This window comes from Paenibacillus sp. MAH-35 (assembly GCF_058135425.1).
Genome location: NZ_JBYUPU010000023.1, coordinates 1 through 22139 on the forward strand (window position 1 = coordinate 1; position 22139 = coordinate 22139).

Sequence of the window (22139 nt, forward strand, 5' to 3'; positions counted from 1 at the left end):
GGGGGGGCTTCCCCCGTCACTCCCACAGCTTGAGCTGCTCCTCGGCCGTATCCGGTTTTACCCGGCCCTTCTGCAGGATCGGCGTCGGGACGAGCATTCATATTGTAGCGGGAAATTTTCCGGTTGATCGCATCCAGGTCCGCCGATTCGGAAGGTGCAGGCGGGTTAACCCGGCCGGAGCTCACGTACGCCCGAAGATCGTTGCGGATTTCGTGCTGCAGCTCAAGCCACGGAGGAAGCACGTTCGCCTGTTTCAGGACGGAGCTCAGCACATCCCCGTCCGGAATCGGGATCGGTTCCCCATTCCCCTTCAAATGATCGAGGCCCCCGTTTAGTGCGCATTCCTCTATTGCTTCATCCATCCAGTGATTCGCCTTTCGTTTCCGCGCGGCGGGTGCCGGGGGAGGCCTATCCCGCTCTGCGGAGTCGGCTCGGTCCGAGGCTGCATACATCCATTCGGAGCCAGCCGGGATCTCTAAGTCCGTAGATGGAGGCAAGGCATCGCTTTGAGACGGGGCGTTTGATCGCCCAGCCTCCTTATCGGGAACGCTCTTCGGATCGGATCGGGGACTGGATCGGCGGAACCAGAAACGCATACGATCATCCTTTCATCGGCGCATAGGTTAAGCTTCTTTACATCTATAAATCCATTATATTCCACATACAAAACCGGCGATCGGTATAATTGTGGGAACATTGTGACAATTATCAAAACAACACATGTTGCTTCGAACCAACAATTTTCCCGTTGAATCGACAAGATCAGACGATTTTTCATAGAATCTGGCAAGGAAATAAGGTATACTGAGTAGGATTCGACACCGCCGAACCCGCGCGCGATTCGCGCACGAGATACAGGCTCCGATTCATCCAATCATCGCGAGGGGTGCAGCAAGTAGCATGAACCAAAAAAACGCCAACGTGTTTGCCATCGGACATTCCATCTTCCCCGCGGTATTGCTGCTTCTGTTCGTCAGCCATAAGCAATTTATTTTTTTAGCGCTCGCGGCTTTGTCGCTTATTTACACCGCATTTCTCATTCATCGGGCGTACAGCGTCGGCGACTTGAGCCAGCTGCTGCGGATGCCCGGGCTCGCGGCAATCGTTTTTTTCGACATGGCCATCGTTACGATGGTTTATATACTGCCCAAGTGGCCGCCGGATGCCAATCCTACCTGGCTGCTGCTGTTTTTGCTGCCTTTGTACGCATCCGAGCTCGGCAAACGGACGGCGGTCGTCATATGCGCACTGGGCATCGGCGAAATTGTCCTCTTTACGACCGTGCAGGGCCGATCGTTTTTTGCTCTCGACACCGTCATGGGCCTGATGGGTATGGTTGTGCTGATTTGGCTGGTCGGGCGGACCTCCGACAATCTGGTGCGGATGGCTTACTACGACTCGCTGACCGAACTGCCCAACCGGGAGATGTTCAAGGAGCGACTGACCGCCTATCTGAACAAAAAAAGCTTGAGGCAGCGAGGCCTTGCCGTCATTTTCCTCGATCTTGACGGCTTCAAGCATGTGAACGATACGATGGGTCACGAGACGGGGGACTCTCTCCTGCAAACGGTTGCACAACGAATCCGCACGGCGATCTCCAAAGATGTCACGCTCGCCCGTATGGGAGGCGACGAATTCGCCCTGCTCGTCCCGAACATTTCCAAATCTGACGAGTCCACGCAAGTGTGCAACCTGATTTTTCAATGTTTGCAGGAAGCCATCTTTCTCGGACCGCACGAAATATACGCCACGACGAGCATCGGCGTCGCCCTCTACCCCAACCATGGATCAACGTCGGAGAATTTGATGAAAAACGCCGAGGTCGCCATGTACCGGGCCAAGCAGCAGGGCCGCAACAATTTCCAGTACTACATGGCTCCGGAGAAGACGGAGGCCCAGCTCGAGAGGTTCGCCATGGAGGCCATGCTGCGCAAGGCGCTGGAGAAGGACGAGCTGCTCGTTTATTACCAGCCCCGCATTCATACGAAGTCGGAGCGGGTCGTCTGCGTGGAGGCGCTGGTCCGCTGGAAACATCCGAGCCTCGGCATCGTGCCTCCGGCTGAATTTATCCCGCTGGCCGAGGAAACCGGCCTGATCGTTCAGCTTGGCGAGCAAGTGCTGCGCAAAGCGTGCAACCAGATCAAAAAGTGGCAAAACGAAGGGCTGCCCGAGCTGTCCGTCAGCGTCAATCTGTCGCCGCATCAGTTCCGCCAGCAAAATTTGCCTGCGGTGATCGCCCGCATCCTGCGGCAGGCCGGTTTGCGCCCGCAATATTTGGAGCTGGAGATTACCGAAAGTGCAGCGATGCAAAACGTCAACCGCAATATTTTGATGATGCGGGAACTGAAGGAAATGGGCGTCAAAATATCGATCGACGATTTCGGAACAGGCTACTCCTCGCTCAGCTATTTGAAGAAGTTCCCGATCGACGTGCTGAAGGTCGACCGTTCGTTTATAAGCGGTATTCATGAAGATCCCGATCACGCCGCGATCGTGAACGCCATTATCGTACTCGCCAAGACGCTGAAGCTGAAAGTAACCGCCGAAGGGGTCGAAACGGAAGAACAGTACATATTTTTGCGGCAGCACCACTGCGACGAGGCGCAAGGTTATTTGTTCGGCAAACCGATGCCGCCGGATATTTTCGAGGAATGGGTCCGATTGAATACGACCGATAAAGATTTGATGCTCTCTCACGAAACTTAGCCCTTATTACTAACACATAATCCGAATCCCCGGAGCCGCAACCTACCGCTGCCGGGGATTCTTGTTACCAAAGGAAGGTAAGGATGATGAAACGAAACAAAATGCGGCTCACCACCGTAGTCCTATCGCTTGTGCTGCTTGTGATCGTGCTGTTCTCTCCTCCCCGCACTCCCCCGATCAAAGACGCCGAAGGCCGCATTCTTCCGGACAGCATCGCCGAGATTGAGCAAGTAGTCCTGGGGGGAGTTAAGCAATCGATCTTGATCCGCGGCGCCGATCGAAGCAAGCCGGTCCTGCTTTTTCTGCACGGGGGACCGGGATATCCGCAAATCGCTTTCGCCCGCAAATACCAGCAGGAGCTGGAGCGTTTTTTTGTCGTAGTGAATTGGGATCAGCGAGGTTCCGGACAATCGTACCACTTCGATTTGACCGCGGACGATATGCAAGTAAGCCGGCTGATCGAGGATACCCATGAACTGACCCGGCTGCTGCAGCAACGGTTTGGTCAGTCCAAAATCTTTTTGGCGGGCCATTCCTGGGGGAGCTTGTTAGGAACATGGACAGTGCAAAAGTATCCGGACCTCTATTATGCTTACATCGGGATCGGGCAAGTAGCCGACCAACTGCAGGGCGAGAAAAAATCCTATGAATTCGTGCTGAGTGAAGCTTATCGGCGGAACAACCGGAAAGCAATAAGCGAGCTCGAATCGATCGGAGCCCCTCCTTATCGGAATCCTCGCAAGGATACGACGCTCCAGCGCAAATGGGTGGCCGAGTTCGGAGGCTCGGAAAGGCTGATCCGCTCCGGAAGCGATCTGCTGAAAGGGATCTTTCTGTCGCCGGAATACAACGGGTGGGACGGGATTCGTCTAGCCTTCGGCAACTCCTTTTCGGCCAAGACGATCTTGGCGCAAACCGAGCATACGAATCTGCTCGAGACCGCTTCGGAGTTACAAGTACCTGTGTTCATCGCCATGGGGAGACATGACTATATGACCCCCTCGGAAGTGGCCTACAGTTACTACGAGAACCTGCGCGCGCCTTCCAAGCAGTTCGTTTGGTTCGAGCAGTCGGCTCATTTCCCCCATTTCGAGGAACAAGACCGGTTTACGGAGTGGATGATCGAAATCAAGAAAACCATAATGGAAGCAGGCTGAACTCCTGCGTATGCAAACCAGCCGGACGTATGAGCGGAGTTGCTCTCTCCGGCCACCGGACCCGGATCGGGACCGTTATCTTCGGTGCTAAAACCGGAATTATTGAACACTCACTATAAGAACAAAAACTCTAACGGACACAGCGGCCGTTATTGCGGTGAATTTCGATCCATTTTATTTTCTAACGGACATAGATGCAACTATTTGATGAGAAGTATCACTTTTGGAGGTAGTTCGGAGTAAATAAGCGCTGCGGTGACCGTTACATTTTAAAACCCTGTTTTTTAGCGAAATAGCCTCCACCATGTCCGTTAGAGCATGGTATAGCTTAGAGCCGGTTTCCCGGCTCCCTTTTCATACTAGCTCTCTCCCTTGCGGTTAGAAGCATCCAACTGCAGCGTATAAGGACCGTCGAAGAAAAACAGCACCTTTTCCTTCACCTTCTTGTGCCAGATCCGCTCGATCGCCTCGGCATACAAGCTCAGTTGGACCGTATACCGCTCCTTCAGCTGTTCCAAAGAGACGCCGCGCACCGAATCCGTCTTGTAATCCAGCAGCACCAGTTCGCCGCTCTCCTCAAAGACGCAATCGATCACCCCTTGCATCACCACCGTCTCCCCGCGCACCGACTCGTCCGCACCCGGATAAGCTTGCTCGGCGGCCAGCCCGTAGCTGAAAGGGACTTCGCGGTACACTTTATCGGCGCAAAGCAGCCTTTGGCCCAGCTCGCCCTTGAAAAACGACACGATCACTTCCGGATCGATCGCTTTCCGCTGTTCGGGCAGCAGCAGCTCGCGCGAGATCATCCGGTCCAGCGTCCGCTCCACGTCAGCGGGTCCTACTTCGCCATCCAATGGAAGGTGCTGCATGACGGAATGAAATAAAGTGCCCCGCTCCGCAGCGGTCATCGTTTGTTCGCTCAAAAACCTCGGCCGCCGCGTCAGACTGTGAAGATCGGATTTCCTTATAACGGCGGAATCGGCCTGACCGGCAATACCCGGGACCGGAAGTTCGGACCATTCCACCGATGCGTCTTCCTCCTTGGCAAAAGCGCGTTCCGCCTGCCGTTTCAGCTCGGACACCGACGTTTTCGAAAACATCCCCGACGCTTGCCCGTATTCGTACGTCCAGTCGAAACGCCGGCTTATCGGATCTTCCGCTCCGTCAACGCCGTCAGTGCCGTGTGCACTGCCGTCTCCGACCGGCTCGAGCTGGGCCAGCGACTCCATCCGCTCATCGGCAAATTTCACTTCAACGGCCGCAGCCGCCTGAGCAAAACCGACTGAAGGCAGGATGCCGACGCTCCAGCGGGACGGCTCGTCCGTCATCACCGGTGGCAGTATATACGGCTCGGCTTGTTCGCCGCCGCCCCGTACCCGCAAAATATGCGCCGCCGGGTGACGAATCAGCGCCGGTCCGAGCCAATCGAGATAGGTGCGGGCTTTGGCCGTTTCGTGGGCGGGCAGCTGCCACAACGTCTCCTCCCGCATCCGGCTCCACTTCTGGACCGTCTTGTCCCCCGATTTGACGGTTCCGACCAAAATCAGCTTTTCCTTCGGACGGGTTAAAGCGACGTACAGCACGCGCAGCTCCTCGGCGGTCATCTCCATCTTCATGCGCCTGCGGATCGCCAGCATCGGAAGCGTAGGGCAGGCGACGCGCAGCTCGGGATCGACGAACAAAGGTCCGAAGCCAAGCTCCTTGTGCAGCAGAAACGTACCGTTCAGATCGGTTTGGTTAAACATCTTGCCGAGTCCGGCGACGAACACGACCGGAAACTCCAGACCCTTGCTTTTATGAATCGACATGATTCTCACGACGTCTTCCTGTTCGCCGAGCGCACGCGCGGCTCCAAGATCCGTCCCGCTGTCCCGCATCCGTTCCACGAAACGGAGAAAACGGAACAGCCCCCGGAACGAAGTAGCTTCGTACTGCCGCGCCCGGTCGTACAGCGCCCGCAGGTTCGCCTGCCGCTGCAAGCCACCCGGCATGCCGCCGACGAAATCGTAATAGCCGGTCTCCCGGTACATGTTCCAGATCAGCTGGGCGAGCGAGCCTTGTCTCGCTTCGTCCCGCCAGCGGCCAAGCATCGCTTGGAACGACAGCAGCTTGGAGAGGACCTTCCGCTCGTCCACTGCTTCGGACTGCATCTCTTGCTGCCCGGCATCCGCCGCCGGGAGAGGACCGGAGCCGTTCAACCGCTCTGTCGTCCCGCCGCTCGGATCGGAATCGGATAGATAGGCCAGCACCGCCTCGTAAAACGGCAAATGCCGGCCGTGAATACGAATGAGCGCGAGCTCGGCGGCGGTCAGGCCGAACATCGGCGAACGCAGGACCGCCGCCAGCGGAATATCCTGATACGGATTGTCGACGATTTGCAGCAGCGACAGCATCGTTTCCACTTCGGTCGCTGTGAAGTAGCCGGTATTCAGATCGGCATATGCCGGAATCGCCGCCGCTCTCAGCTCTTCCATAAAGACAGGAGCCCAGCTTGACGTCGCCCTCAGAAGGATGACGACATCCCGGAATTGGATCGGCCGCAAGCCGCCTGCCCCCCGGTCGTACACCTGAAACGGAGCATCCCCGTCCATCCCGGTCATCCGGCGGATCTGTGACGCGATAAACCGCGCCTCCAGCTGGGCCGTCTCCGTCTGCTGCTCCTCCTGCTCGGGAGTTAACAGTAGCGGATGGGTTTCCGGCATGCCGGCGAATTCCTCATCGTCCTCGGCTTCGGACGGCAGAGCAGACTCGTCCTCTTCCCCGGCCGTATTGCCTCTGTCGATCAGCGCCAGTTCAACATTCAAATTTTCGGGACTGTCCGGATAAAACGCGCCGCAAACGAGCTGGGCCGCCTCATCGTACTCCAGTTCCCCGACTCGCTCCGTCATAATCTGTTTAAACACAAAGTTGACGCCGTCGACGATCTGCTGCCGGCTGCGGAAGTTGCGGGCCAGATCGATTTTGCGTCCGCCGGACGGATGGTCGTTGCCGGACGGTTCAAACGATTTGTACTTATCCATAAACAGGCCGGGCTCGGCAAGACGGAATCGGTAGATACTCTGTTTCACGTCCCCAACCATGAACCGGTTGCCCGGGGCGGGGCGGGAGACGAGACTAACGATCGCCTCCTGCACCGAGTTGGTGTCCTGATATTCGTCAAGCAGGATTTCCGCAAATTGCTCCCGGTATTGCATCGCCGCTTCCGACGGAAGAAGCCGGTCCGCAGTCGAATCCGGACTGCGAAGGATAGCCAGGCAGTAGTGCTCCAGGTCGGCGAAATCGACCAGCCCCTTCTCGACCTTCTTCAGTTGATACCTCCGCCCGAATTCGATGACGATTTCGGCCAGCATCCGGACGACCGGAGCCATCCTCGCCATCTCGGACTCGTACTGTTCCGGCGACCGTTCGAACAGCTCCTCGCGGATGTCGGCAAACTGCTTTTTGACACGGTCCCGCAGCTGCTTTACCTGCTCCTGTAGCTGTTTGTCCACATCGCTTGCGCGGCAGGCGTTCAGCTTGCCGAACCCGCTCTCGCGGAACGCCTCATACAGCGCCTCCCAGGAAACGTCCGCCGCCTGCAGAGCTGCCGCGATCTGGATGTGATCGTCCCGGAGATTCGCCGCATAAGGAGCCGGACCGCCGGGACGGCCGCACAGCCGGATCGCCTCTTCCAGCATGCCGGCCATCCCTTGCAGCTCCAGCTTCACGCCCTCTATCAGCGTAACGCGCCATCGATCCGTCCCTCCGTCTCCACTCACCTCCCGGTCATTCCCCGGCTCAAACCGCGAAGCGGTCTCGAGCAGCCAATGATCCGGCCACGGATGACTGCGCGAGAAGTCATAGAGCTGCTGCACGAGCCGGAACAAAGCGTCGTCGCCCCGCTCGCCGCCATAGGCGTCCGCCAGCTGCCAGAACGCGCTGTCTTCCCCGCTATTGCCATAATGTTCTTCCAGAAGCTCGCTCAAAAGATCTTGCCGCATCAGCTCGGCTTCCGTCTCGTTGGCAATCCGGAAAGACGGATCGAGCCGGATCAGCTGATGATGGCGGCGGATCACCTCCAGACAAAACGAATGAAGCGTCGTGATCGAGGCCCGGTGTATGAGCGCAATCTGCCTGCGCAGATGTTCGGAGCCCGGCTGCTCCAGCAGCCGCTCCTCGATCGCTTCCCGAATCCGCTGCCGCATCTCGCCTGCAGCCGCATTCGTAAACGTTGCGACGAGAAGCCGGTCGACGTCGACCGGATCGTGCTCATCGGTGATCCGCCGGATGATTCGCTCGACCAGAACCGCCGTTTTGCCTGACCCGGCGGCCGCAGCGACCAAAATATCCGATCCTCGCAGCCGGATCGCCTCCCACTGCTCGTCCGTCCAGCTGCTTCCTTCCGGCTTGGCCGGTCTTGCCGCATACATACCGTCTTTTTCCCGTTCCAGTGTCATGCCTGGTACTTCCCTTCCCTCTTTCCGTTCTCCTTCCGCCCCGGTCATGATTCATTCACCGCCTGGTCGATCGCCTGCCATACCGCTTCCTTCTCGATCCGGTTCAGCTTTTTGTATTCGTTCCCTTCGAAAAGCGGCTCGAATTGGCATACCGGCTTGTAAGGGCAAAATGCGCAGGCGAATTTGGTCCCCATCCGGAACGGCCGGATATCGACGTTCCCGTTCGTAATCTCGGTGCCGATACTCGTAATCATTCCCCGAACATAATGGCGCAGCCGGTCCCACTGCGGCTCCGATACGACCGAGGAGCTTTTGTAAAATCCTCCGTCCGCCTTGAGAGCTACCGGAATAAGCTGCGAATGTCCGTTCCGCTCGCGGAACGAATCGTCCATCAGCCGGACCGCCTCGGCATCCTCGAGGACGAGCCCTTTCATCTTGAAGCGCTTGAGCATTTGCTCTTCCGCTTCCTCCGCGTTCAGCGCATTTTTTCGTACGAGCAGCGGATTATGTACATGAAAATACAAGACCCCCGCCGGGATCGAGCTTACGCCCACCCAGCGCTCCGCATGCGTAATGACCACGTCGAGATAAGTCAGCATCTGAAGCGACATTCCGTAAAAAACTTCGGCCAGCCGCAGCGACGTCGAGCTCGATTTGTAGTCGATGACGCGCAGCAAGACGCCCTTCTCGCTGTCGGCCCGGTCTACGCGGTCGATCCGCCCGACGATCTCCATCCGGCAGCCGTTATCCAGCGTAAATTCGAGCGGCGGCAGCGGCTCGCCCGGCCCGAAGCCGACTTCCAGCCCGATCGGCACGAACAGGCCGCGCCGGGCATGGATACCCAGTACGATCGAGGCCCGGCCGACGATCCGCTTCAGCTTTCTGGCAATATAGCCGTACCGCTTCGAGCTCAGCAAAATTTCCCCTTGCAGACGGGGAGCCAGCTCGTCCACCGCTTTGGATGCGCGTTCGTAGCATTGTTCGGCGGTCAGAGCCCCCCAGTCTTCGCCTTCCCCCTGCAGCTCTGCCGCAACCCGGCTTAATGCGGCGTGGAACAGCTGGCCGATATCCGGGGCGTCCAGCCTGTAAACGCGCCGTTCGGACAGACGCAGGCCGTGCGAAGCAAATTGCGAGAACGGGCAGGCGACGTAACGCTCCATCCGCGATACGCTGGCACGCAGCATCTCGCCGTACAACTCGCGGCTCACAGACTCGGGAAGCGGCTCTTCCCGGTTCGTGTAAATAAGCGATTTTAACGTCCGGTACAGCTTGTCCCGCCATTCCGGCCGCGTGCAGTACCAGTTGTAGACGTCCCACCAGACGTCCGAGATTGGCGCGCCTTTGATCCAGTGGCGCAGCTGTACGGCCAGATGGGACAGCGCCCTGTCGGGATGCACCGCGTATTCGTACGGATCGCCGCCCGTCTCCGCAGCATCCGGTCCGGAAGGCGGATCGATCAGGAGCAGCCGCTCTTTCACGGACGGAAACATCGTCTTCAACCGCTTGACGATCTCCGAAGGGATCAGCGACTTTCCTTCCTCATCGGCTAGCGGGTAACAAACCGTCAGCGAATCCGAGGCGGCCGTCAGCGCCATATAGATCAAAAAAGACTCGTCCAGCAGCTTCCTCCGGCTGCCCTCGACCAGCTCCAGGCCGGCTGCGATCAGCCGATCCCGCTCGGGCTCGGTCAATACGCCGTTCTCCTGCGGGCGGGCCGGAATAACGCCGTCGTTTGCGCCGAGCACGAAGCAGTGGCGGACGGAACCGGATCGCGTCCGGTCCATCGTACCGACCAGCACCTGATCGAGAGAAGGCGGTACAAGTCCGAATCGAACGCTCTCGAGCCCGGACTCCACAATTCCGGCAAACCGCTCCAGCGATAACGACTCGTCCCCCAGCATCTCTACGATCTGGTCGAGCAGATCGACGACGCTGCCCCATACTTGGGTATGCTCCCGCGCCTGCTCCGGCTTGCCTGCTTCCATGCTGTCCAGGCTCCACCGCTCCAGCTTGGCCGGCACGTCCGCCGACTCGAGAAACCGGTAGAGCGCCGCAGTCATATCCCGGACCGTATCGGCGTCCTTCAACGCTTTCTCGAGCGCGGACAACGGCCCGACCACGATGCTCCGCATCCGGTCCATCTCGTCCAGAAACGCCTCGTCCGACGCGGCATTCTCCTGCTGAACATCGTCAAGCGTGGAACCGACCCGATAGGTCCACTTGCGCGGCTCCGTCCAGCGGTATCCCTGAATGCCTGCCGCCAGCACGTAGTTTTCCAGCCGGCACATCGCGTCGCGAAGCCGGTCCCGCTCCTTCGCCGCATCCGCCCCGTCTGTATCGGCCTGGAGCGGAAATAGCAGATCGGTCTTCACGCAGCGGAACACCGCATCGTTATGCCAGCGCCCCAAAGCGACTTCCAGGGCGGACCGGACGAGCTCGGCGACCGGATGATGAAGCACGGAACGCTTGCGGTCGAGAAAGTACGGAATGCCGAAATCCCGGAACGTGACCTCCAGCAAGTCGTCGTAGCTTTCCATATTGCGCACCATTACCGCGATATCGCGCCATCTGCAGCCTTCGTCCCGGACAAGACGCACGATTTCTCTCGCCGTCCCTTCCGCCTCGGCCCGCCGGTTCACGGCCGCCGCCAGAACGATCTCGTGCCTCCCGGCTTCTCCGCTGCCCTGATAAGGCTTGCCGCTCCGGTATTCGAAGTTCCGTTCCAGATGGGACAGCATCGGACTGCGCCCGAATCGGTGCGGACGGCCTCGATGCTGCAGCAGCACCGGCGGTTCCTCGGGCACGTTCAGCCCGGCCGCCAGCTCCTTCAGCCTGACAAGCGTGCGCGCCGTCGGATGAAACAGGTCGAGCTCGTCAAGCGAATCGGAAAAACTGTAATCGCGGTCGATGCACAGGCTTACGGTCACTTGCGGGGCGCAGCGCATCCATTCGCCGACGACCTGCATCTCCTGCGGGATAAAGCCGTAAAACCCGTCGATCCAGATCCGGGCTCCGCGCGCATACTCGGATTCGGACAGCATCTCCGCCGTTTTCGTCAACAGATGCTCGGAATCCATATATTGGCCGGACAGCCGCTCCTCGAACCGTTTGTACAGCAGCAGCATATCGTGAAGCTTGGCTGCCGGCAGCTCGCTGACGCCCGGTTCCTCCCTGCGCTCTGCGGTCTGCACATACGATTCAAACCTGGCGGGCGAGATGCAATACCGCCGAAACTCGCTGTACATCCGGTATAAATTGTCGATAAATCCCGACTGGTCGGACATATTCCCAAATTGTCTCAGTTCGTCCGCGTGTTTGTGCAGCAGCTCATATAGCAGCATCTTCTTGCCGCTGTCGTCGATCTGAACGCGCGCCGCCCCCCCGGCCTCCTGCATCACGCGGAACGCCAGGCGGCGGAAGCTCAACACCTGAGCCCGGATCGTTCCCGCCAGACCGGGGGTCGAGACGAGCGCATGCTCGGCTTGAAACGTAGCCTGATCGGGGACGAGCAGCACGAGCGGCGGCCCTTCCGGCTCCGCCTTCAACTGGCTTCTGATCTCGTCCAGACAGAGGTTCGTCTTCCCGCTGCCGGACCGACCTAATATGTAACGGATTGACATACCGGCCTCCTAAACGAAAACAAATGTTCTTATATTGTTTTATTGTAGCATAGATCCGTCCTGCTGTCCGCAGCGATCGATTACCATCTATTCCTCTAAGGATTCCGGCGAGAGGAACGGACCGGGCGGCCGCGCTTAATCTTTTCTTAAGGAACTTCCTTTACAATACGTAAATAAAACCATAGATAAAAACAGAGAAAAAGAGCAACAACCCGGAGTAGGAAGGGAGAAGTGGTAAAAATGCTCAATCTAAGTAAAAATCGCACTATATCCTCCGTTACGAGGAAATTCGGCCTCAAACAAGCCATCCCCATTACGGCCCTATTAGCGGTGATCCCCATTTTGCTTGTGCTGGGAGCAGAAACGATCCAGCGCGGCAGCTTCGAAGAAACATGGGACTGGGCGCTGAATCAGCCGTCGCTGTTCTGGCTGAACGCCCTGCTTTACTTGTGCGCGTTGACACTCGTTTACTGCGTGATCGGCTCGCTCGTACCGTCCGTCGCCATCGCCGCCTTGTTGTTCGGCCTGATGTCGCTGATCAGCTTTTTCAAAACAAAATTGATCGGAGAGCCTTTTTTTCCCTGGGATATATTGCTTAACAAAGAAGGTCTGAATATTGCCCCGCTAATAACCGGGCAAGCGGCGATGCTCCGGATCGGGATTGTGCTGGGCGTCGTCGTGCTGCTGTTCGCCCTGCGGCTGGGCGTACCGAGGCTGGCGCTGCCTTGGCTGCCGCGGATCGCGCTAGGCAGTTTGTCGGTCATCGCCTTGTATGCGTTTGGCATCAATGCCTCCTGGGCCGAAAACATGCAGTACAAGGCGGGCGCAAGCGAAATTTTATGGAACCAGCAGCAAAATTACGGGCACAACGGACTGACGCTTGCCTTCACGATGAACGTCAAACATTCGATCGTCGCCAAGCCGCCGGGTTACGGCGAACAGGCCATGGCCGATATCGCCCATGCGATTACCGAGAAGCGGACCGCCTCCGCCTCGGCGGCCCCTACCGTTGCAACCGATGCCGGCGCGGATACCGTAAAACCGAACGTCATTTTCATTATGAATGAGGCGTTCTGGGACCCTACGCTGCTGCCCGACGTTTTTTTTCACGACGATCCGATCCCTACCGTCCGCAAGCTTCAGGCCGAATCGGTTGCCGGCTACATGCTGTCCCCGCAGTTCGGAGGCGGTACAAGCAACGTCGAATTCGAGGTGCTGACAGGCCAGTCGATGAGCTTTCTGCCGAGCGGCTCGGTGCCGTATCAGCAATATGTCAAAAAGCCGGTGCCCAGCCTTGCCAGTTATTTCGAGCATCTCGGCTATAAAAGTTTGGCGGTGCACTCCTACGAAGGCTGGTTCTGGGACCGCGAGAACGCCTACCGGCAACTGGGATTCGAAAGCTTCATGAGCAGCGAAAGCTTCGCCGAGCCGGAGCTCAAAGGACCGTTCATAGCCGATGCCGAAGTATCCCGGCAAATTATCAAACAGGTGGACGAATCGGAACGGCCGATGTTCATCTATGCCGTGACGATGCAAAATCACGGACCTTACGACGATAAACGTTACGGGGACGCGGCGATGGACATTGAAGGGGATCTGACCGACGAAGCGCTCGATATTCTTCAGACATACGCAATCGGCGCCCGCGATGCGGATCAGAGCCTGCAGCAGTTGATCGACCATTTCGAGCAATCCGGTGAACCGACCGTCATTGTCATGTACGGAGATCATCTTCCGATGCTCGGATACAGCTACGACGTATACAACCAGGGAGGACTCATCCGCACCGATCGTTCGGAGAACTGGACGCTGGAGGAATTGAAACATATGCGCAGCGTGCCGTTCGTCATGTGGGCGAACTTCGAATTGCCGGCCGACAACGTACCGGCTATCAGCGCCTCGTTTCTCGGCTCCTACGTGATGGATACGCTCGGCCTGGAGAAGCCCGCTCCTTTCGCGGTCAACTGGGACGTGTACAGTGAGATTCCGGGACTGCTGCGCAATCTGGTCGTGGATACCGAACAGAACTTGTACAACTTGCCTCCCGATTACGTGCAGGAGGAATTGGACCGTTACCGGATGCTGCAATACGATTTATTGTTCGGCAAAAAGTATGCCGCCGACTATATCGACGCCGACTATTTGAATAAACCGGTCCATCCCGACTACAATCGGGAGTTCCAGAAACCGGCCGCGTAAACAAGCTGCCAGCCGGACATCCTAGCCGAAAGACGAAAAACCTCCAGCCCGCCCATAAGAGCGGATTGGAGGTTTTTTATGCGGACCCGGTACATTCCGGACTCGCGGGACTTCAACTTCTTTTCCTTACTTGGCAACGACGGGCGTCCCGTCCGGCTGCTTCTCCCCGTCTCCGGAAGTCTGTTCCGGCATCCGGTTGGACGTGCGCAGCGGAATTTCCTTCAGCAGGAAGACGAGCAGGGAAGCCACTACAAGCAGCGCCGCACCGGACAAAAACACGGTCGTCAGGGAAGAGGCGAGCGCGTCGCGCAGCATGTCGATCATCTTCGTAAAGATCGGCTGCACGTCAGCCGGCAGCGTCTCTTGAAGCTGCGCCAGCCTCGGCTGATCAAGCAGCATTTCCGGGTTGTGGAACGCGGACAGCTGCTCTGCCACCTTCGGATCGAGCTTCGACATATCGATGCCGCCGCCCGATGCCGCCGCCGACTTCAGACTGTTTTGCAGACTGGTCGCCATGATCGTACCCATAACCGCGATCCCGATCGTTCCGCCCAGGTTGCGGAACAACTGCGAAGAGGCGGTGGCCACGCCAAGCTGTTCCGGTCTGACGGCATTTTGCACGGTAAGCGAGAAAACCGGCATCCCGAGGCCGAGACCGACTCCGAACACGATCATGCTGAGCACCGCCAGCGGAATGTTGTCCATAAACGCCATAATGACCATACCTGCGACCATGATCGGCATCCCGATCAGGGCGAACCGCTTGTATTTGCCCGACTTCGTAATCCACCGGCCGACGAGCGAGCTCAAGATGACCATACTGATCGACATCGGCATCGTGACATAACCGGAATACGTCGGAGATACGCCTTCCACCCCTTGCACGAAAAACGGCAAATAGATCAGCGCGCCCATCATACCGGCGTTCATCAAAAATCCGATCACGTTCGAAACCGTCACGATGCCGTTGCGGAACAAGGACAGCGGCATAACCGGGCTTTTTACCCGTGTTTCGATAAACATAAAGATCAGCAAGGCCACAACTGCTGCGGCGAACAAACCGATGATTTGCGGCGAACCCCACGCATATTTCGTACCGGCCCACGAAAATCCGAGCAGCAGCGGAACGATCGTCAGCGTCAAAAACAACGAGCCCATGTAATCGATCGATTCGGCCTGTCTCCGTTCCACTTTCGGGAACAGCATCATAATCATCACGAAAGCGACGACTCCAAGCGGCAGGAAGATCCAGAATACCCATTCCCAGTCCATATGGTCGACGATCCATCCGCCGAGCGTAGGGCCAATGACGCTGGAGAAGCCGAACACGGCCATCATCACGCCCGTCCATTTGCCCCGTTCTCTGGGAGCGAACAAGTCGCCGACCGCGGTAAAGGCGGAAGCCATAATAATGCCGGCGCCGATGCCCTGAATGCCCCGGTACGTAATCAATTGAAAAATATCTTTGGAAAAACCGGTTAAAAATGCACCGATGATAAAAAATACGATACCTGCCAAAATAAACGGCTTGCGCCCGTAAATATCGGACAGCTTCCCGACAAGTACGGTTGAAATCGTGGAAGTCAGCATGTAGATCGTAATGACCCACGTATAATAGTCCATACCGCCAAGAATGGCAATAATCCGGGGCATCGCCGTACTTACGATCGTCTGGTTAATGGCGGCGAAAAACATAGCGGCTACAATCGCCATCATGATCGTAACTTTACGTTTGTGCGATAAATGCTCCAATGTTCTCTACTCCTTTTTGTCCATAGGTTCTACTCGTTCGAGCAGGGTTGTGAATATCCGTGTCAGATGAAGGATGTCTTCTTCCGGCAATCCTTCGAACAACCGGGCAATCGTCTCTTTTTGTTTCTCCCGCAGTTCCTCAAGCACTTGCTTGCCCGGATCGGTAATGCGTAAGTACACGACTCGCCGGTCGTCTTCGCTGCGCTCTCTCCCCACAAGTCCTTTTTCGATTAATTTATCGGCTAGTCCCGTGATCGCCCCGGAGGTGACGCATAATAAGTCCGCCAGTTCGGCCGCTTTTTGCGGCCCCCGCTCATTAAGCATATAAAGCGTCCGAAACTGAGTCATCGAGAAGGTGTCGCCCATATTCCGATACCATTCGTGACTCATTTTTTTCACTAATGTACGAAACAGGTTAGGGAGCTCCAACAGATGGCTGTTCGTTTCCGGCATTTCGCACCTCCTATCGTTTATTAGTAAATAGTTTAGCAGTAAACTATTAGCTAGCTTACAACAAACGTTTTGTCCGAGTCAAGAGAAAGTAGTTATGAAATCACAACGAAAAAAAGCCCATTTTGTTAAAATGCGCCCTTTTGTGCGGCAAACCTTACTTTTTATCGCGTATACAGCCTCAGATCTGTAAAGACGAGGCTTCCTTTCGCCGACTCCGCTTCCCGGCAGCTATTGTACTCATCAAAGTGAGCGTATTAGGTACAGTATATCCTTCGGTTCCGCTCGTTATGTACGTTCGTTTAAGCAGTTTGGCCGCCGTTATGCAAGGCCGGCAAAAACGAAAAAGCAACCGTCGCATCACCCGGCTGCCTTGATTAGAATACGTAGTGCCTCTGCCCATCACTTACACTTTGCTCGGAAATGTGGTCGACTGACGAATGATCAGCTCCGGTTTTAAGACGATACGCTGCTTATCGCCCTTCTCCCCGCGCACCCGTTCGATCAGCATGTCCATAATTTGCCGCCCCATCTGCTGAATCGGCACCGCGACCGACGTCAGCGGAGGATCGACGATGCCGGCAAGTACGGTGTTGTCGAAGCTAATTACCGACAAGTCCCATGGAATGGACAAGCGAAGCTCCTTGGCCGCCTGAACGACGCCGACCGCCAGCAAATCGTTAAAAGCGACGATCGCGGTTGGCGGATGATCCGAGCCCATCAGCTCCAGCGCACGCTGCTTGCCGGCTTCGACGGAGGAATTGCTGATCGTGACGAGCTCGTCCGTATAAGTGATACCCGCATCCTCCAAGGCGCGGCGATACCCGCTCACCCGTTCCCTGGTCGTCATCAGCTCCATGTCTTCGGCGATCAGGGCGATATGCCGGTGACCGAGACCGGTCAAGTGAGCGACGGCCTGATAAGCGCCGGTATCATCGTCCGCTCTGACGCTGTCTGCTTCGATCGACGGGATGTCTCTGGAGATCAGGGCCAGCGGGATATTATAGTCGGCCAAGCCGCTTAGCAAGCCTTTGACGCTCGTACCTGTCGCGATAATAATGCCGTCTACCCGTTTCTGTCTCAGAAGCGTGATGTAACCGGCTTCCTTCTTCGAATTGTTGTCCGTGCTGCACATGACCAGATTAAAGCCGAGCTCGTGGCCGCGATCCTCTACGCTTCTCGCGATTTCCGCGAAGAACGGGTTGGCGAGATCGGGGATGAGCAGACCGATCGTAAACGTGCTTTTCCCGGTAAGCGCAGAAGCGACAACGCTCGGCTGATAATCCAGCTCCTGCATAATTTCCGTAATCCGTTCTCTCGTATCGGTACTGATTCTTCCGGTACCGTTGATGACTTTGGAGACGGTTGCGATCGAAACGCCTGCTGCTTTGGCAATATCGTAAATCGTCGTTTTCATAGTGGTAGTCTCCCGGCCGAATGTACGTCTATTCGTAATACGACTATTATAACACGGCCGAGCCCCAAAAATAGACTAGTTTTCCGATCCGCTTTATTTTTTTCGTGCCGATTCGCCGTTTAACGGCTGCGGATCGCCGGGGAATGTTCGCCTGTTGCGGCAGGAGGCGGCGAGCCTTCCCCTTTTTGCAGCTGATACATTTTATAATAGCGGCCCTGCTGCGCCATCAGCTCCTCGTGATTGCCCGACTCGACGATTTCCCCGTGATGAAGGACGCAGATGCGGTCCGCCTCCCGGATCGTGGACAATCTGTGAGCGATCACAAACGTCGTCCGCCCTTCGCACAATACTTTAAGCGCGTTCTGGATAATGCCTTCGGTTTCGCTGTCGATGCTCGCCGTCGCTTCGTCCAGAATCAGAATAGCCGGATCGTGCGCAAGCGCCCTGGCAAACGAGATCAACTGGCGCTGGCCGGCGGACAGCGTATTGCCCCGCTCGACGACAGGTTCGTCACAGCCGCTCGGCAGCTGCTCCACGAACTCGGCCGCCCCGACGTCGCGCAGCGCTTGCTTCACCTTCTCCCGGTCGATGTGCTCGTTATACAGCCCCACGTTAAACTTGATGTCGCCGGTAAACAAAAACGGGTCCTGGAGCACGATGCCCATATGTTTGCGCAGCGCCTGCTTCGATATCCCGGTAATATCCTCGCCGTCGATCGTAATCGTCCCTTGGCTAGGCTCGTAGAAGCCGAGCAGCAAATTCATGATTGAGCTTTTGCCTGATCCCGTATGGCCGACGAGCGCGACCGTCTCGCCTTTGCGGGCTTCCAGCGAGATGCTGCGAAGCACGTAATCTTCCTGATTGTAGGCGAACCAGACGTTGTCGAATTTGACGTTGCCTTCCGGACGCGGCGGCGCGGCTTCCGCGTCGAGCTTCTCGCCTTCGCGGTCCAGCAGCGAAAATACCCGTTCGGCCGAAACGAATGCCCGCTGCGCATTGGTCAATTGATCGAAGATGCCGATAATCGGCTGAAATATCCGGCCCAAATAATCGATAAAAGCATAAAATACGCCGAACGAGATCGCCGTGTGCAACGACTTTCCCCCGAAATACCAGATGACGCCCGCCGTCATCAAGCTTCCCGTCAGTCCGACGATATTGCGCGACGATAACGAGAACAGCCGCATCTGCTTGCGCTGATTGACGTAACGGTCCTCGTTCAGCGTTTCGAATTCGCCGGTTCTTGCCTTCTCCCGGCGGAACGCCTGGATCATCGGCATCACGTTGATCGACTCGTTCAGCATCGCGTTCATGTCGCTCAGCCTCGCCCGCATCGCGGCCACGTACACTTTCGAGTATTTCAGATGAATCGTCATCACGACGATGAAAAACGGGATCAGCACCAGGCACAACAGGGCCAGCCGCACGTCCAGCAGGAAGATCGCGATATAGATCCCGATCAGGTTCACTCCGCTGACGACAAACGTTGCCATAAAGCTCATAAACAAGTCGCGGATCGCTTCCGTATCGTTGGCGATGCGGGATACGACTTGCCCGACCGGCGTATTGTCAAAATAACGGACCGATATCCGGTGAATATGGTTCATGACGTCCATGCGCATTTTGCGGATAATCGACAGAGCGGCCGTCTGCAGCATATAAGACTGGACGAACGTCAGCAACCCCGAGAGCGCCAGCAGTCCGACATATAATCCGATCAGCCTCAGTACCGGCACGAACTCGTAGCTGTACAATTGGATAACATCTTCCTTCGTAAGGCGGACCGGCGCGGCGGACTCCGCCGTCTCCAGCATGAAGCTCGCGCCCTCCTGGCGGATTGTCGCCGCACTCCAGCCGGACGCCTCCGGTACGCCTTCGGCCCAGTCTTGCCGGATATAGGCTTGGTCCCCGATCGCGACAGAACGGACTCCCTCCGGCACAGCGGCTGGCACCGTCACAAGCCACGGGCGCGAGATCGACAGCAGATGGCCGTCGATGATCACTTTGGCGATATAAGGACCGGCCAGCTGCGTCCCCACCGCGCCGCAGAGCAGCACGAGGGCGATTATAATTTTCGTGCGGCTGAACATCGCGTAACGGAACAGTCTCCGGGTTACACTCGATCGGGTAACGTTATCGTGGTCCACCGGTTCACCCCTTCTCCAATTCGTTCATCAGATTCGATTCCATCTGCTGTATGTCGTATTGCCGGCGGTACCAGCCGCCGAGCTCCATCAATTGCTCATGCGTGCCTTGCTCCGCGATCCGTCCTTCCTCCAGCACGATGATGCGGTGCGCATGGCTGACGGCGGACAACCGGTGCGTGGCGATAATCGTCGTTTTGCCGGACCGTTCGGACCGGATGTTCTGTAAGATCCGGCTCTCTGTGCGGGCATCGACCGCCGACAGCGCGTCGTCGAGCAGCAAGATTTCCGGATCGGTCACGATAGCCCGTGCGATGCCGACTCTCTGCTTCTGTCCGCCCGACAGCATGACTCCGTACTCGCCGATCACCGTATCAAGCCCTTCCTTCATCTGTTCGATGTCACCGGTGAAGCAGGCCGCCTCGATCGCCTGATGCAGACGGTTATCCCCGGCTTCGGGGAATCCGAACATGATATTGTCCCGGATCGACTTGGACAGCAGCAGATGTTCTTGCGGGACGTAGCCGATCCAGCTTTTTACCCGTTCATGGGAGATGTTCTCGATCGGAACGCCGGATATGCGCAGCCGGTTCTCCGGGATCGGATATTGCCGCAGCAACTGTTTGAGCAAGGTGCTTTTGCCGCTGCCCGTTCGGCCTACGACCCCCAGCGTCTCGCCGCGGTTCAGCCGGACGGATATATCGGATAGGCTGTCTGCGGACGCTCCCGGATAACGGAACGTAAGCCGGTCGAACTCGATGACGAGCGGCTCCTCCACATTTACAGGCTCGCCGGCCTCGGGCACGTCCGTCTGCTGACGCAGCGCCGCATCGACCCGGTCGGCCGAAGCGCTTCCCCGCTGAAGCACATTGATAAACTCGCCGAACGAGATCATCGGCCAGATCAGCATGCCGAGATAAATGTTAAAGGAGACGAGCTGACCGAGCGTAAGCTCGCTGTGAAAGACGAGATACGAGCCGTAGCCGATCCCGATCGCGTAACTGATGCCGACGATCGTCTGGACGACCGGTTGGAACAAGGCGCCGACGAAAGCGACCCTTCTGTTTTTGTCCATCACATCTTGCGTCACGCCGCCGAACGCTTCCATATCTTTCGTCTCCTGAACGTAGGAGCGCAGCACTCTCATGCCGGATATGGATTCCAGGGCGTGGTCGTTCATTTTGCCGAAAGCCGCTTGCGCCGCCAAAAACCGTTTGCGCATCTGCTTGCCGAGCACGCTGATCGCAAATGCCAGAAACGGAAGCGGCAGAAGCGCCGCCAGCATCAGCTTGTAATCAATCAGCGTCACCATCGTGACGAGGACGACGGTCGTCCCCGATACGGTACTGACGAGCGTCAGAACACCGTAGCCGGCAGTCTGGCTGATCGCGGGCACGTCGTTGGTAGCGAGCGCCATCAGGTCGCCGGTCCGGTTACGATGGAAAAACGAGGGCGCCATCCGGGTCAAATGCCCGAACAGCCTGGAGCGCAGCATCTTCTCCAGCAGAAACGAGTTGCCGAACAGCGAGTACACCCATATAAAGTTTAAGATGTACAGAAAAATACCGAGGGCGAACAAAAACGCCACCGTCTTCGTAAGCTGGGGCGCGCTCAGCTGATCCAGGCGGATGCTGTCGATCACGTTTCCGATCATCTTCGGTGGGATGACGTTAAGGACGTTGACGATCGTCATCAGAATGACGGTCCAGACGTACTTCGACCATTGCTGCCTGAAAAACCATTGAAGCTTAACGATAAAATTCACGAAATCACCTCGAACCTTTCTCACAAAGGAACATATGTTTGGTTTATGAATTCGGTTTAATCATTATACATGAATGTGAATAAACTGGTAAGCTGATTTTTTCGGTTTAATTGTTTGCGCCTGCGAATAGAAAAACCGTCAGGGGAAATCGCCCTGACGATCCTTTGACGTGCAAACCATACGCCTTCGCGTGGAAGGAAATGGGTACCTTCGCTCCAGCCGCCGGTAGTGCTGTCTTTTTGCGGTGGTAGCGCTAACGAAACCAGCAACCGTTATCAAAGCCGAATGCGGACGTGTGAATTTGTAAAGAACCCTTTAATCGTTATTCCTGCAAATCAGTATCGTTTTTTTCCACTTTCGGTTCGATAACGATCCACGGGTTCGTTAAGTCAGGAATAACTTCGTTTTTCAGCGATAAGCACGATCCGATTCGTTAGTCATCGAACCTGAGTAGTCCTCGATATGCCCTCATGGGTCTTTACGCGACACGAAA

Annotated in this window: 11 protein-coding genes; 3 read left to right on the top strand and 8 right to left on the bottom strand. The window is 56.8% G+C overall.

All coding sequences use genetic code 11. From position 1 onward, the window contains the following. A partial coding sequence (locus AC3Y2E_RS21755) for a DnaJ family domain-containing protein (RefSeq protein ID WP_379214066.1) occupies window positions 1-362 on the bottom strand: 362 nt, incomplete at its 3' end. Between the two features lie 538 nt (window positions 363-900). On the opposite strand from AC3Y2E_RS21755, the gene AC3Y2E_RS21760 reads away from it, so the two are divergent. Beyond that, the gene (locus AC3Y2E_RS21760; protein ID WP_379214068.1) at window positions 901-2706 is read left to right on the top strand and encodes a putative bifunctional diguanylate cyclase/phosphodiesterase; all 1806 of its coding nucleotides are present in this window, start codon (window positions 901-903) and stop codon (window positions 2704-2706) included. A gap of 83 nt (window positions 2707-2789) precedes the next feature. Further along, a complete protein-coding gene (locus AC3Y2E_RS21765; RefSeq protein ID WP_379214070.1) occupies window positions 2790-3863 on the top strand; it encodes an alpha/beta fold hydrolase in 1074 nt (357 codons plus the stop codon). A gap of 359 nt (window positions 3864-4222) precedes the next feature. Here AC3Y2E_RS21765 and addA read toward each other — a convergent pair whose 3' ends face one another. Continuing rightward, entirely contained in the window at window positions 4223-8299 is a 4077-nt protein-coding gene (gene addA / locus AC3Y2E_RS21770) for a helicase-exonuclease AddAB subunit AddA (RefSeq protein ID WP_379214072.1), read from the bottom strand. Between the two features lie 44 nt (window positions 8300-8343). After that, window positions 8344-11919, bottom strand: coding sequence for a helicase-exonuclease AddAB subunit AddB (addB, locus tag AC3Y2E_RS21775; protein WP_379214074.1), 3576 nt, complete (start codon window positions 11917-11919; stop codon window positions 8344-8346). 348 nt (window positions 11920-12267) lie between these two features. Between addB and AC3Y2E_RS21780 the strand changes: the two genes are divergently transcribed. Next, window positions 12268-14118 (top strand): LTA synthase family protein, encoded by a 1851-nt coding sequence (locus AC3Y2E_RS21780; protein WP_379214220.1) that lies wholly within the window; start codon window positions 12268-12270, stop codon window positions 14116-14118. Between the two features lie 126 nt (window positions 14119-14244). Here AC3Y2E_RS21780 and AC3Y2E_RS21785 read toward each other — a convergent pair whose 3' ends face one another. The 5 genes from AC3Y2E_RS21785 to AC3Y2E_RS21805 all read right to left on the bottom strand — a co-directional run bounded on the left by AC3Y2E_RS21785 (window position 14245) and on the right by AC3Y2E_RS21805 (window position 21646). Then, entirely contained in the window at window positions 14245-15870 is a 1626-nt protein-coding gene (locus AC3Y2E_RS21785) for an MDR family MFS transporter (RefSeq protein ID WP_379214076.1), read from the bottom strand. 6 nt (window positions 15871-15876) lie between these two features. After that, a complete protein-coding gene (locus AC3Y2E_RS21790; protein WP_379214079.1) occupies window positions 15877-16323 on the bottom strand; it encodes a MarR family winged helix-turn-helix transcriptional regulator in 447 nt (148 codons plus the stop codon). A gap of 403 nt (window positions 16324-16726) precedes the next feature. Then, the gene (locus AC3Y2E_RS21795; RefSeq protein WP_379214081.1) at window positions 16727-17737 is read right to left on the bottom strand and encodes a LacI family DNA-binding transcriptional regulator; all 1011 of its coding nucleotides are present in this window, start codon (window positions 17735-17737) and stop codon (window positions 16727-16729) included. 119 nt (window positions 17738-17856) lie between these two features. Beyond that, entirely contained in the window at window positions 17857-19827 is a 1971-nt protein-coding gene (locus AC3Y2E_RS21800; protein WP_379214222.1) for an ABC transporter ATP-binding protein, read from the bottom strand. Window positions 19828-19888: 61 nt separating this feature from the next. Further along, window positions 19889-21646 carry an ABC transporter ATP-binding protein gene (locus tag AC3Y2E_RS21805; RefSeq protein ID WP_379214083.1) on the bottom strand — a complete coding sequence of 586 codons (1758 nt, stop codon included), beginning with the start codon at window positions 21644-21646 and terminating at the stop codon, window positions 19889-19891. Window positions 21647-22139 lie beyond the last annotated feature (493 nt).